Source organism: Mesorhizobium sp. EU05-FHT14A09 (assembly GCF_058790995.1).
The window spans coordinates 85,968-99,230 of sequence record NZ_JBYTDF010000008.1 but is presented as its reverse complement, the minus strand read 5'-3'; the positions used below and the strand labels follow the sequence as shown (position 1 = coordinate 99,230).

Here is a 13,263-nt window from a genome sequence, read left to right as displayed (position 1 = left end):
TCCAGCTTGAGCAGCGCCTTCGCAATCCAAGACCTGAACATCTGGTTCGGCGCCAACACCGCCAACGGCCGCGCCGAATTCCATGTCGTCAAGAACGTCAACCTGGAGCTCGCCCCCGGCGAGCGGCTCGGGCTTGTTGGAGAATCCGGTTCGGGCAAGACCACCACCATTCTCGCCGCAATGGGCTTGCTGCCGGCAACCGCGGAAGTCTCCGGGCAAATCCTGCTTGGCGGCACCGATATCCTGCATGGTGGAGAAGCCAGCGTTGCGCCGCACCGCTGGAAAGACATCGCCATGGTGTTCCAGGGCGCCATGAGCGCTTTCAATCCGGTCAGGACCATCGGCTGGCAGATCGCAGAAGCCATGCAGATGCATGGCGTTGCGCGTGGCATCGCCATGACGCGCCGGATCGGCGAATTGCTGGAACTGGTCGGCATCCCCGCCGATCATGCCGCGCGCTTTCCGCATCAATTGTCCGGCGGCATGCGCCAGCGCGCCATGATCGCGATGGCCCTGGCGTGCGAGCCCAAGGTCCTGCTGGCCGATGAACCGACGACGGCCCTCGACGTCATGGTGCAGGACCAGGTGATGAAACTGCTGGTCCGGTTGAGCAAGGAATTGAACCTCGCACTCGTCCTTGTCACGCATGATCTCGCCATCGTCGCGCAAAGCTGTCACCGGGCGGCTGTCATGCTGAAAGGCGAGGTCGTCGAGCAGGGAGAGGTCGGCGACCTCTACCACCGCCCCAAACATGAATACACACGCAAGCTTTTCGAGGCGACGCCGGACGTGTTCAGCATGCCGGAGGCTCCCATCAGAACTTCCGCTGCATCGACGAAAACGGAGCCCGCCTCACCCTTGCTCGAAGTGCAGGGCATCAGCGTATCTTATCCTCACGTCCGCAAATTGCGCGACGTGATCCGCGGCGTTGAGCCTGAAGCGCCTTCCGCGGTCGAGAACGTCTCGCTGCGCGTCGATCGTGGTGAGATGGTCGCGCTGGTCGGACAATCCGGCAGCGGCAAGACAACGACGCTGCAGGCAATACTCGGCATGGTCAAGGCACGCGCCGGAACCATCCATCTCAATGGCCGCGACGTCACCGGGCTGACCAGCGGACAGTGGCGGCCACTGCGCCGCCAGGTGCAGATGATCTACCAGGATCCGTACGAGTCGCTCGATCTGCGCTATCGCGTGCGCTCGACGGTCGAGGAGCCCTTGCGCGTCCACGGCATCGGCCTCGCGACCAAAGAGCGCGACAGCCTGATTCACGCGGCTCTAGAGCGCGTCGGTCTGACCCCGGTCGAACGTTATCTCAACCGCTTCCCGCATGAACTGTCAGGCGGCCAGCGTCAGCGCGTCGCAATCGCCTCGGCGATCGTGCTCAAGCCTGAACTGCTCTTGGCGGACGAGCCGGTGTCCATGCTGGACGTATCGGTGCGTGCCGGTGTGCTCGAGCTCCTCAATGAACTGCGCACCGACGCCAGGATGGGCATCCTGATGATCACGCACGATCTCTCGACTGCGGCGCATTATGCGGACCGCATTGCCGTCATGCATCAAGGCAGGATCGTGGAAGAAGGTGCGGCTTCAGCGGTGGTCCGCTCGCCTAAGGCCGATTACACGCGGGCGCTGCTTGCCAGCATCCCTCACCCGGATCCGAACCGCTCGACGTTGGCTGATCTATCGGCCTGAGCGGCCAGCCGCCTTTTTCACCGGGGACGCGGGCTTACCGCCATGGAGCGGCAGCACCACCCATTGCTTCATATCGGTCGGCTGCAGGAGATGCCGGCTGCCCGAGCCCGAGGTGTAGAACACGAAATCCGAGGCCTTGTAGGTCTGCTGGTAGCAATCGAAGGCCTTGCCGTCAGCGGTGAAGGACACGCCCCTGATCCGGACGATCTGGTCGCGCGGGCCGAGGTCCAGCGCCTCGCGCTCTGCAGCGGTTGGCTTGTCCACTTCCAGTGATTGTTCGGCGTAGTCGTCGCGCAGCCCGTAACGTTCGGCAAGCAGCGCATAGAGCGAGTCGCCCGCCTGCAGATCACTCTCGTTGATCGCCGGCACAAGGCTGAGCGGCAGCACCGCCTGCTCCAGGATCGCCGGCGTTGTCCCGAGGCTGCGCCGCCGCATGATCTCCCAGACGGGCTGGCCGATCTCGATCGAAAGCGCCTTGGCAATCTCCGGGCCGGGCAAACCTATATTGATAGCGAGCACTTCCGTAGCGAGGTCCGGCCCGCCGGATGGAGAGAGCGTTTCCAGAAGACGCCCGGTCCTGCTCGGTTCGCTGACGATGCGATCCTTGGCGACGAACGTGCCTATACCCTGGTGACGGTGGATCTTGCCGGCATGTTCCAGCTTGTCGAGGGCGTGTCGCACCGAGATCAGGCTGACGCCGGTCAGCCTGGCCAGCTCGGTCGAACTCGGCAGTTTGTCGCCGCCGGTCAGATCGTTCTTGGCGATGAAATCGAGGATCCAGTCATAGACGTGCAGATAGCGAAGTTTCCGTTCCTCGCTATCCTCGGATGCGATCTGTCTTTGCCTTTGAGCCAAAGCCACTACCCCGGCATTTCGGTGGACAAGTTGGTGTCTGCTCCCGGTTGGACAACAGCCTTCGGTCAACAGTGTATAGCTGTCATACTGAGAACGACAAGCTGATGCTAGAGCGTTTCCGTTCTCAACGGAAACACGGAAACGCTCCGGCTCTTTGTTTTTACGCAGTTCCGCACGGAAAACCGCTACGCACTTTTCCTGGAATTGCTCCGGTCAGCGCAGATCCATCAGGAAAAGTTCGAGCCAGAGCAAGCAACTGTCGGTCAGCTGTCGGTCGGCTTGAGTACGATTTGGCTGCGCTCACACCCTTTCGAGTGCGATGGCGATGCCCTGTCCGACACCGATGCACATGGTGGCGAGTGCGAGGCGGGCGTTGCGTTCCTTCAGTTCCAGTGCAGCCGTGCCGGTGATGCGCGCACCCGTCATGCCGAGCGGATGGCCGAGCGCGATGGCGCCACCATTCGGGTTGATGTGAGTGGCGTCTTCGGCGAGGCCGAGCTCGCGCAGCACGGCCAGGCCCTGCGCCGCGAATGCTTCGTTGAGTTCGACCACGTCGAAGTCCTGTGGCGTCAGTCCAAGCCGAGCGCAGAGCTTGTTGGTCGCCGGCACCGGGCCGATGCCCATGATGCGCGGCTCGACACCGGCCGTCGCAGCGCCCAGCACGCGGGCGATCGGGGTGAGGCCGTATTTTCGCACGGCGGCTTCCGAAGCCACGATCAGCGCGGCCGCACCGTCATTGACGCCCGATGCATTGCCCGCTGTCACCGTGCCGCCCTCCTTGCGGAATGGTGTTCCGAGCTTGGCCAGCGTCTCGACGGTGGTGCCGGCACGCGGATGTTCGTCCTGCGCCACCACGATGGCATCGCCCTTCTTCTGCGGGATGGTGACAGGGACGATCTCCTTCGCCAGCCGGCCATTGGCCTGGGCTGCAACGGCCTTGTCCTGGCTGCGCACCGCAAAGGCGTCCTGGTCGGCGCGGCTGACCGCGAACTGTTCGGCGACGTTCTCAGCCGTCTCCGGCATGGAATCGATGCCGTACTGCTTCTTCATCAGCGGATTGACGAAACGCCAGCCGATGGTGGTGTCGTGGATCTCGGCATGGCGCGAGAAGGCGGTCTCGGCCTTGGGCATGACGAAGGGCGCGCGGCTCATCGATTCGACGCCGCCGGCAATCAGCAGTTCGGCTTCACCTGCCTTGATGGCGCGGGCGGCAATGGCCACCGCATCCATTCCCGAACCGCACAGCCGGTTGACGGTCGAGCCCGGCACCGACACCGGCAGGCCCGCAAGCAGCGCCGCCATGCGGGCGACATTGCGGTTGTCTTCGCCGGCCTGGTTGGCGCAGCCATAATAGACATCGTCCATCGCTTCCCAGTCGATGCCGTCATTGCGGGACACCAGCGCCCTGATCGGTGCAGCGCCGAGATCATCCGCACGAACCGGCGCAAGCACCCCACCAAACCGCCCGATCGGCGTGCGAACATAGTCGCAGATATACGCTTCGCTCATCTTAGACTTCCGGAACGTTCAGGTTGATGATTTCGCCCTCGACCAGCAACTCGGCGCCGGTGAGTGCCTGCAATTCGTCAAGGCTGAGAGTAGGCAGCTTTTCTCGCAGCACGAACCGTGAATTCACGACGTCAATGACGGCGAGGCTGGTGTAGATGCGCGTCACGCAGCCGACCCCGGTCAGCGGCAGGCTGCAGCGCTTGACCAGCTTGGGCTTGCCATCCTTGGTGACATGGTCGGTGATAACCGCGACACGCTTGGCGCCATGCACGAGATCCATGGCGCCGCCAACCGCCGGCACCCCTTTCGGACCGGTGCTCCAATTGGCGAGATCGCCGGTTTCGGCGACCTCATAGGCGCCGAGGATCGCCACATCGAGATGACCGCCACGCACCATGGCGAAGCTGTCGGCATGGTGGAAGAACGCCGCCCCCGGCTTCAACGTCACCGCCTTCTTGCCGGCGTTGATCAGGTCCCAATCCTCGTCGCCCGCCACCGGCGCTTCGCCGAAGTTGAGAATGCCGTTTTCGGTGTGAAAGATCGCGGCACGTCCGGACGGCTGGAACTGAGCCACCATTTCGGGAAAGCCGATGCCGAGATTGACGTAAGCGCCGTCTTCGATGTCTTGCGCCGCCCGCCAGGCGATCTGGGCGTTGGTGAGTTTCATGCGTATTCCACTCCTTGCCGGATCAGCGCTTCTTCCTGCGCGGCCTCAGCGACTTCGACGACGTGGTCGACGAAAATCCCAGGCGTCACCACCTGCTCGGGATCGATGTCGCCAGGTTCGACGATGGCATGCGCCTGCACCACGGTGGTGCGAGCCGCCATTGCCATCAAAGGCGAGAAATTGCGCGCCGCCTTGCGGTAGGTGAGATTGCCGTGATTGTCGGCCAACTCGGCTTTGATCAGGGCGACATCGGCCTTCAGCCAGCGCTCCTGCACGTAGCTGCGGCCTTCGAACTCGGAGACCGGCTTGCCGGCGGCGAGTTCGGTGCCGTAGCTCGTGGGCGTGAAGAAGGCCGGGATGCCGGCGCCCCCGGCGCGAATGCGCTCGGCGAGCGTTCCTTGCGGCACCAATTCCAGTTCGATCTCACCCGCCAGATATTTCTCGGTGAAAGCACGCGGATCGGACGAACGCGGAAACGAACACACCATCTTCGCCACCATGCCTTCATCGATCATCGCGGCGATGCCGATGCGACCATTGCCGGCATTGTTGTTGATCACTGTCAGCCGGCCCGGGCTTCCGGTCGCTCGAAAACGGTCGATAAGCGCGTGGATAAGCTCGATCGGCGCACCTGCACCACCGAAGCCGCCGATCATCACGGTCGCGCCGTCTTGGACGACGGCCACCGCCTCGGCAAGGCTGGCCACTGTCTTGTCCATGCTGTCCTCCTGCTCGGATACGGCAATATGCGACAATGAAGTGGTCCTTCAATGCAGTTTGTGCGATATCATTCTTTTGTTGACTATTCGCACAAATCAAGATGCGTGGAAGTGAAGCGATGTCCCTCCTGGAACGCGACATCATGGGCGGCCTGGCCAAGGGCCTGTCGGTCATCGAGACCTTCACGGCCGAGCGCCCGCGGCAATCGATATCGGAGGTCTCCGTCGCGTCGGGGCTCGACCGGGCCACGGCGCGGCGCTGCCTGCTGACCTTGGCCCACCTCGGCTATGCCGACTATGACGGCAAGTTCTTCACGCTTACGCCGCGCGTGCTGCGGCTTGGCACGGCCTGTCTCGCCACCATGCCGCTTCCACAGCTGGTGCAACCCCTGCTTGACCGCCTGTCCGAACAGATCGGCGAAAGTTCCTCGGTTTCGATCCTCGATGGGACCGACATCGTCTATGTGGCGCGTGCCGCGCAAAGGAAGGTGATGTCGATCGGCCTCATGCCGGGTTCCCGCCTGCCGGCCTATTGTACCTCGATGGGCCGGGTACTGCTTGCAGCCCTGCCTGAAACCGCGGCCGCAGAAATCCTCTCCCAGACGTCATTGACGGCCCGAACCCCGCGCACGCGGACCGATCCCAAAGCGCTCATCGCAGAGTTCGCACGCGTCAGGTCGCAGGGTCATGCCATCGTCGACCAGGAGGTCGAGCTCGGGCTGCGCTCAATCGCCATCCCGCTTTACAATTCGCGTGGCCAGACGGTCGCAGCGATGAATGTCGGCGTTGCGGCATCGCGTGCGGAGACCGATGAAATGGCGCGCCTCTATCTTGCCGCCATGGCCGCCGTCCAGTCGGAATTCCGAAAGCTGATGCGCTGACAAAACGATGATGGCGGCCCGGCACGGCCGGCCCGCCGCAGTGTTTGCCAAGACGCTGCAGGAGACAGGAACAGCGCTATTTCGGCAGGTCGTGCGCCCATTTTGAAATGGCTTCGGCGACGGCCGCTGGCTGTTCCGGCATCAGCGCGTGCGAGGCGTTGGCCACAGTCACCGTGGTGACGCGCTCGCCGAATTGCTTGCGCAGTTCGTCCCAGCGATCACGTGGCTTGAACGGGTCTTCCTCGGGGATGATCTCGAGGATCGGCGCGGTGCCTGCCGCCCACCAGATCTTCCTCGGCACCGGTTTTTCCGACTGCATCGCCGTGACCTCGGGATACCAGCCCTTCAACCAGCCGCTTGCGTCATGGCCTTTGGCAAAGAATGCTCCCTTCAGCGCTGCCAGGCGTTGCTCGTCCGGCAGGCTGAGATTGCCGGCGAAGTCGGGAGCCCACCAGACCAGCGGATTGCGTTCCGCCGTGTCGCTGGCGGAACCTGCGGCAACGACGACACCGCGCACCTTTTCGGGATAGCGGGTGGCTGTCATACGGGCGACGAAATGGCCATAGGCATGACCGGCCACGACGGCACGTCCATCACCCAGGGCATCGATGACATTGGCGATATCCTGCGCGAAATCATAGAGGTCCACCCCCTTCATCGGACCGACCGACTTGCCTATCCCCCGCGGCTGCGGCCGCAGGACCTTGAAGCCATCGGCAGCCAATGTCTTCGAAAGCACGTCATAGTCGCCATAGCTGTCCCTTCCCTGCGACGGTAAAAGCACGACAGCCGGCCCCTTGCCCTCGACGAGCACTTCGATGGCGACATTCTTGTTGCTGACGATTTCCGTCTGGGCCGACCTGCTTGTTTCAGCCAAAACGACGCCCGGCACAGCGGACAACAACATGGCCGACAGGGCCATCGATAGAAAACCAGCTCGCGACATTCCCCTCATCTGCTTTCTCCTGGTTGAATGAAATTCAGGACACGACAGCGTGCCGGCGTTGCCGAATGGTCATCGCTGGGCAACAGCTGCCTTTCGACCGAGCAGGACCTTTCACGGCCCTGTTCGCGTCAGAAGTTCGCTCTTGCTGTTTGCTGAAGCTTCAGCGCCTCGCAATATTTTGGTTGATAATGTGAACTATATCGTTCACATTATCAACTATATGTCAACCGCTCGACGAGCGACCTCGCAACTCGGACAATTCCGGTCATGTCACCCATCTCGGCCCACCGGGCGGCACAACGCGCGCCCCTGATGCTCCCTGGCACCGGCCAGATCGTCGGCTTGACATCCATCGCATCGAAGTTCATTCAAACGGGTGCTAGGAGACTTCCTGGCACCGCGCCGGAAAAGGCTGCGGTGCGATTTTCAAGGATTTCAGACCGGCGGATGTCATGGCGCTTTGCCACGGCAGCCGCCGGTTTTTCGTTTTGGAGGACTGGTCCGTGACCCAGATGCAGAACCGGCAACCATCCGGCACTCCCGATATCCCGGCCACCATCTGCGAGGCGCTCGATCGCGCGACGGCGCTTCGGCCAGACACCGAAGCCATGGTCGGCAACGGCGAAAGGATCAACTTCGATCGACTGCGAAGCGAGAGCCTGAAGGTAGCCCGTGGTCTTGTCGCCTCGGGCATTCGCCATGGCGACCATGTCGCGATCTGCGCCGGCAACAGCGTCGAATGGGCTATCCTGTTCCACGGCATCGTGCGGATCGGCGCGGTTTGCGTGCCGGTCAACACAAGGTTGACGCCCGGCGAGATCCGCATGCAGCTCGAACGCGCCGACGCGCGCATGCTGCTTACCGTCGACAGCCTGCTGAAGATCGACTTCATCGCCGCATTGCGCGAAATCTGCCCAACGATTGATGCCGCGCTGCCTTCGCCGGAGCTGCCGCTTCTGACCGACGTCGTCGTACTCGGCGATGCGGCACCGGAGACCTGCAGGCTGTATGCCGACTTCCTCGCCGCCGGTGAAGGCGTCGACCTCCCGGCCTTGCCTGAGCCAGACGACGTCGCGCTGATCCAGTTCACCTCCGGTTCGACTTCTTTCCCGAAGGCGGTGCTGCTCAGCCACGCCAATATGGCGACCGACGCGCATTTCCTCGGCAAACGCATGGGCGCTCGCGAGGGCGACCGCTACCTGTCGGCTCGCCCCTTCTTCCACGTCGCCGGTTCGACGTTGGCGGTCGTGCTGTCCGCCGTGCACGCCATCACGCTTGTAACGATGCATCGCTTCACCGGCGAGGAGGCACTCCGACTGATCCGCGAAGAGGCCTGCACCCTCACCTCCGGCAACGACACCATGTATCTGATGATGCTGGGCAGCCCGGATTTCGAACCACGCTCCTACACGCTCCGCGGCGGGTGGGCAGCGATCAGTCCGGCGATCATGCGCCGCGCGGTCGAGGAATTCGGTGCCGAGCAGACGGTGACCGGCTATGGCCTCTCCGAAGCTTCGCCCAACATCATGGCATCCGACCAAAGCGATCCGGTGGAAGAGCGCATCGCCGGCTGGATGCACCCTCATCCTGGCCTGGAAGTCCGCATATGCGACCCGACGAGCGGCCTCGAACTGCCCCGTGGCCAGAAGGGCGAAATCCGTGTGCGCGGCTGGTGCGTGATGAAAGGCTATTACCGCGACGAACAGGCCACGCGCGAGACCATGACGGCTGACGGCTTCCTCAAGACCGGCGACATGGGCGTCATGCGCGAAGACGGCCGCGTCACCTTTGTCGGACGGCTGAAGGAGATCATTCGTGTCGGCGGCGAGAATGTCGCGCCGGCTGATGTCGAGGACGTACTGATCGGCCATCCGAAAATCCGCCAGGCACAGGTGTTCGCCTTGCCCGATCCCCGCCTCATCGAGGTGCCCGGCGCCTATGTCGTGCCGCGCGACGGCGAGGTTGTGACCGCCGACGAGGTTCTGGCCTGGGCGAAACCAAGACTCGCCGGCTTCAAGCTGCCGAAATATCTCGCCGTCATCGAAAGCTTCGACATCGTTGGCCTTACCGCCAGTTCGAAGGTGCCCAAGCGCCTGCTGATCGAGCATGCCAAACGCCATTTCGGCCTCGAGGAGAGCGCGTCGTGACCACCCGCTTCACCAAGACGTTCGGCGTCGCTCACCCGATCGTCCAGGCAGGGATGAGCTGGGCCTCGTCGAACCCGGCGCTGCCGGCCGCCGTTTCCAATGCCGGCGGGCTCGGCGTGTTTGCCGCTGGCCCGATGTTCGTCGAGGATTTCCGCAAGGCGCTGCGGACACTGAAGGCATCGACCGACAAGCCCTTCGCGGTCAACGTGCCGCTTTACCGGCCGCAGGCCGACGAAATCCTCGACATCGTCATCGAGGAACAGGCGCCCATCCTCATCGCGTCGCAGGGCGGTCCAAAGAAGTATCTCGGCCGCTTCCAGGCCGCCGGCATCAAGTGCATCCACGTCGTCGCTTCGGAGACGCACGCGCTGAAAGCACTCGAAGCCGGTGTCGATGCAATTGTCGCCGTCGGCGGCGAAGCCGGCGGTCATCCACCGCCGGATCAAGTCTCGACGCTCGTGCTGGTTCGCGCCATCGCCAAGGCAGCTCCGGAAGCGACCCTTATCGCCGGCGGTGGCGTTGCCGACGGAGCGGGCATCGTCGCCATGCTCGCGCTCGGCGCGGACGCGGTGCAGCTCGGCACGCGCTATCTCGCCACCAAAGAGGCGAGCGTGCACGAAGCTTACAAGCAGAAGGTCATAGTTGCCGGAATAGCCGATACGGCACTCGTCGGCCGTGGCATGAGCCCGATCCGCATGGTCTGCAACGATTTCTCCGCCCGCTTCCTGGAGGCGGAAGCCGCCGGCGCCGACGTCGAGGCTCGACGGGCGATCTTTGCCGACAGTTCGCTCAAGCTTGCCGCCCTCGACGGCGATGTTGTCAACGGCAAGATCGAGGCCGGTCAGAGCGCTGGACTGATCGACGATCTCCCCGATGCGGCAACGCTGACACTCCGCCTGATCGCGGAATACCGCTCAGCCCTTGCCCGCCTGGCGAGCCTCGACATAGCGCTGGAAAGCCGCCTGGAGCGCAGTCTGCAGGGAGTTCTTTGACGGCGTATGGATACGATTTTCGATCAGCGCAGCGAGCCCTTCCAGCCCGTCGGTCAGGCGATACCCCAGAACCGTGCGGCGAAAGAAGTCACGCGCCAGATCCGTCACGAAAGTCGCGTCGGCCGCAACGATCTCGTGGGTTCGCAAATCGATCTCCAGCACGACACCGATCCAGGTCAAGGTCTCAGACATGCCGGTGCCACGCGGGGCCTGGGCGTAGCCGCTGACGAGCACGGTGCGGTTCTCGCTCATACCATCTCCTTCCCCGTCCATTTGTCGCGAAAAGAAACAATCCGGATCGTCGTGTCAACGCATTCGCCAACGCTGCGACGCGCCGTCGACGTCGCTGCACCATGAACGACTTCCACACCAGATCAGGAGCTTGAACATGCTGGAAAGCAGGTCTCGACAGGCTGCAAACCACAGCTCGGAAGCGAACGACATCCTGACCGCCCGTGTTCCTCGTCTTGCCGCCAGCGAACTCGCACGCCTGCTCGACGTCTACGGGCTGTCCGGCACTTTCAAGCCGCTATCCGGCGAGCGCGACCAGAACCTGAAGGTGACCACCTCGGATGGTCGCCACTATGTGCTGAAGATCGCCAATGCCGCCGAACCGGCGCAGGCGCTCGCTTTCCAGAACGCCGCGCTGGATCACATCGCAATGGCCGATCCGGATCTGCCGGTGCCGCGCACGGTCCTCTCATCGGAGGGAGCGACGATCGTGCCTGTGCATCACGATGGCGCGGTCTTCATGGCCCGGCTCGTTACGCATCTGCCAGGCGAGCCGGCGCTCGACTTTCGCGCCACCCCGACCTTCCGCCGCGACGCCGGCCGGCTGACGGGTCGGCTGGATCGCGCCCTCTCCGGCTTCCGTCATTCCGGCGGCTCGGCCGACATGGTCTGGGATCTGCGCCACGCCGCTGCGCTCGAAGATCGCATCCATCACATTGCCGATCCCAGCCGTCGAGCGATCGCCGAGACGGTCATGGCCAATTTCAAGACCCATGTCGGGCCGGCCCTGGCCGGGCTGCGCAAGCAGGTGATCCACAACGACGTCCACCAGAACAACATCATGCGCAACCCGCTTTCGGGCGCGATCGCCGGCATCATCGACTTCGGCGATATGGTGGAGACCTGCCTCGTCAACGAGGCGGCGATCGCCATCGCCCACCAGCTCTACCGCGAGCCCGATCTTCTTGGCGTCGCCGCCGAATTCTTGTCGGCATATGCCGCTGCAATGCCGCTTGAGCGCGCTGAAGTCGACGTCCTGTTCGACCTCGTGCAGATGCGGCTGCTGTCCCGCGAGATCATCGCCGCCTGGCGCGGCGCCACATCGGGCGGACCTTCGCCCTACCGGGCCGATATTTCCGAAATGGGATGGGAAGCGCTCTCGCGTGCGCTGTCGATCAATCCCGAACACGCCTCAGAACATCTGGAGAAAGCAATGACCACGCTCGCAACAGCCCCCCGTTCGACCTCGACCGACCAGGCTTATGAAGACCTGATGGCACGGCGCAGGAAAGCCATGGGACCGATGTACAAGGAGTTCTACCAGCAGCCCTTCATGCCGGTGAAAGGTGAAGGCGTCTGGGTGACCGACACGCATGGCAAGCGTTACCTCGACGCCTACAACAACGTGCCGCATGTCGGCCACTGCCATCCCCAGGTCGCCGATGCGGTGGCGAGGCAGGTGAATGTCTTCAATTCCAACACCCGCTATCCGAGCGAGTTGATCGTCGACTATGCCGAACGGCTGACCGCCACCATGCCGGAGCACCTCGACACGGCAATGTTCGTCTGCTCCGGAACAGAGGCCAACGAGCTCGCCTGGCGCATTGCTACGGCGAATACAGGGGGTACGGGCGCCCTCGTCACCGACGCCGCCTTCCATGGTAATTCCACGATCATCGGCGCGCTCGACACGGCAACCCTGCCGCATGACAGACTGGAACCGTGGATCGGCACCGTAACCGCGCCACGCTTCGCGGGTGCGGCCGGGGACAACGGCAAGGCGCTGTCGCCCAGTGACTATGCCGCGACCTACGCGGAAAGCATCGCCAGACTGGAGAAGCGTGGGCATCACCCGGCCGCCTTCTTCGTCTGTCCGGTCTTCGCATCCGACGGTCTCTATTCGGCACCGGCCGGCTATCTGGACCCAACCATCGCCGAAATCCGCCGCGCCGGCGGCCTCGTCATCGCCGATGAGGTGCAGACCGCCCTCGGCCGCACCGGCACCCATTTCTGGGGCTTCCAGCATGCCGGCCTCGTGCCCGACATCGTCACCATGGGCAAGCCGATGGGCAATGGCATTCCATTGGGCGTCGTCGTTGCACGCCGTTCGCTGGTCGAGGGCTTCCTGCAAACCCAGCGCTACTTCAACACCTTCGGCGGCAACCAGGTCGCTGCCGCCGCGGGCCTGGCCGTGCTCGATGTGATCGAGAACGAGAAGCTGCAGGAGAATGCGCTGCAAGTCGGAACCTACCTGCGCGAAAACCTCGCAGGCCTGATGAGCCGCCATGCCACAATCGGCGACGTACGCGGCACCGGCCTCTTCGCTGGCGTGGAAGTCGTCGACGGGGACAAGCCGTCACCGACAAAGGCGCGCGCGGTGATCGAAGACCTGCTCGCACGCGGCGTGCTGGTCGGCCTCACCGGCGCTGGCAGGAACCTCCTGAAGATCCGCCCGCCCATGGTGTTTTCGCGCGAGAACGCCGACCTGCTCGTCGATGCGCTCGACAAAGCGCTAGCCAAGGTTGGTTGAAGGATAAGCAAGCGCGGTCCCGGGCTCGCCCGGGACCGGAACGTGCAAATGAAAACCCCGCCGGATCGGCTCCGGCGGGGTTTTGGTTGGTGCT

11 protein-coding genes are annotated in these 13,263 nt (G+C 63.5%); 5 read left to right on the top strand and 6 right to left on the bottom strand.

Annotation, left to right across the window (positions count from 1 at the left end):
* The first annotated feature begins 6 nt into the window (after positions 1-6).
* Positions 7-1,692, top strand: coding sequence for a dipeptide ABC transporter ATP-binding protein (locus AC3WTO_RS23450; RefSeq protein ID WP_492463385.1), 1,686 nt, complete (start codon positions 7-9; stop codon positions 1,690-1,692).
* Here the strand turns inward: AC3WTO_RS23450 and AC3WTO_RS23445 are convergent.
* The 4 genes from AC3WTO_RS23445 to AC3WTO_RS23430 all read right to left on the bottom strand — a co-directional run bounded on the left by AC3WTO_RS23445 (position 1,681) and on the right by AC3WTO_RS23430 (position 5,442).
* Complete coding sequence (locus AC3WTO_RS23445) at positions 1,681-2,547, bottom strand: GntR family transcriptional regulator (protein WP_492463386.1); 867 nt, start codon at positions 2,545-2,547, stop codon at positions 1,681-1,683. The two genes, AC3WTO_RS23450 and AC3WTO_RS23445, sit on opposite strands and share 12 nt — an antisense overlap.
* Before the next feature lie 300 nt (positions 2,548-2,847).
* On the bottom strand, positions 2,848-4,056 hold the full coding sequence (gene pcaF / locus AC3WTO_RS23440) for a 3-oxoadipyl-CoA thiolase (protein ID WP_492463387.1): 1,209 nt from the start codon (positions 4,054-4,056) through the stop codon (positions 2,848-2,850).
* 1 nt (position 4,057) lies between these two features.
* Positions 4,058-4,723 carry a 3-oxoacid CoA-transferase subunit B gene (locus tag AC3WTO_RS23435; protein WP_492463388.1) on the bottom strand — a complete coding sequence of 222 codons (666 nt, stop codon included), beginning with the start codon at positions 4,721-4,723 and terminating at the stop codon, positions 4,058-4,060.
* The gene (locus AC3WTO_RS23430; RefSeq protein WP_492463389.1) at positions 4,720-5,442 is read right to left on the bottom strand and encodes a 3-oxoacid CoA-transferase subunit A; all 723 of its coding nucleotides are present in this window, start codon (positions 5,440-5,442) and stop codon (positions 4,720-4,722) included. The genes AC3WTO_RS23435 and AC3WTO_RS23430 overlap by 4 nt, the downstream gene beginning before the upstream one ends.
* Positions 5,443-5,561: 119 nt before the next feature.
* Between AC3WTO_RS23430 and AC3WTO_RS23425 the strand changes: the two genes are divergently transcribed.
* Entirely contained in the window at positions 5,562-6,323 is a 762-nt protein-coding gene (locus tag AC3WTO_RS23425; protein ID WP_492463390.1) for an IclR family transcriptional regulator, read from the top strand.
* A 76-nt stretch (positions 6,324-6,399) separates the two neighbouring features.
* Here the strand turns inward: AC3WTO_RS23425 and AC3WTO_RS23420 are convergent, their stop codons facing one another.
* The gene (locus AC3WTO_RS23420; RefSeq protein ID WP_492463391.1) at positions 6,400-7,278 is read right to left on the bottom strand and encodes an alpha/beta fold hydrolase; all 879 of its coding nucleotides are present in this window, start codon (positions 7,276-7,278) and stop codon (positions 6,400-6,402) included.
* A gap of 503 nt (positions 7,279-7,781) precedes the next feature.
* On the opposite strand from AC3WTO_RS23420, the gene AC3WTO_RS23415 reads away from it, so the two are divergent.
* Together AC3WTO_RS23415 and AC3WTO_RS23410 are read left to right on the top strand one after the other, a co-directional pair.
* Positions 7,782-9,416 (top strand): class I adenylate-forming enzyme family protein, encoded by a 1,635-nt coding sequence (locus tag AC3WTO_RS23415; RefSeq protein ID WP_492463473.1) that lies wholly within the window; start codon positions 7,782-7,784, stop codon positions 9,414-9,416.
* The gene (locus tag AC3WTO_RS23410; protein WP_492463392.1) at positions 9,413-10,408 is read left to right on the top strand and encodes an NAD(P)H-dependent flavin oxidoreductase; all 996 of its coding nucleotides are present in this window, start codon (positions 9,413-9,415) and stop codon (positions 10,406-10,408) included. The genes AC3WTO_RS23415 and AC3WTO_RS23410 overlap by 4 nt, the downstream gene beginning before the upstream one ends.
* On the opposite strand, the gene AC3WTO_RS23405 is transcribed toward AC3WTO_RS23410, so the two are convergent.
* Positions 10,331-10,660, bottom strand: a complete 330-nt coding sequence (locus AC3WTO_RS23405; RefSeq protein ID WP_492463393.1) for a DUF3870 domain-containing protein — start codon at positions 10,658-10,660, stop codon at positions 10,331-10,333. The two genes, AC3WTO_RS23410 and AC3WTO_RS23405, sit on opposite strands and share 78 nt — an antisense overlap.
* Before the next feature lie 136 nt (positions 10,661-10,796).
* On the opposite strand from AC3WTO_RS23405, the gene AC3WTO_RS23400 reads away from it, so the two are divergent.
* Positions 10,797-13,169 (top strand): aminotransferase class III-fold pyridoxal phosphate-dependent enzyme, encoded by a 2,373-nt coding sequence (locus AC3WTO_RS23400; protein ID WP_492463394.1) that lies wholly within the window; start codon positions 10,797-10,799, stop codon positions 13,167-13,169.
* The last annotated feature ends 94 nt before the right edge of the window (positions 13,170-13,263 follow it).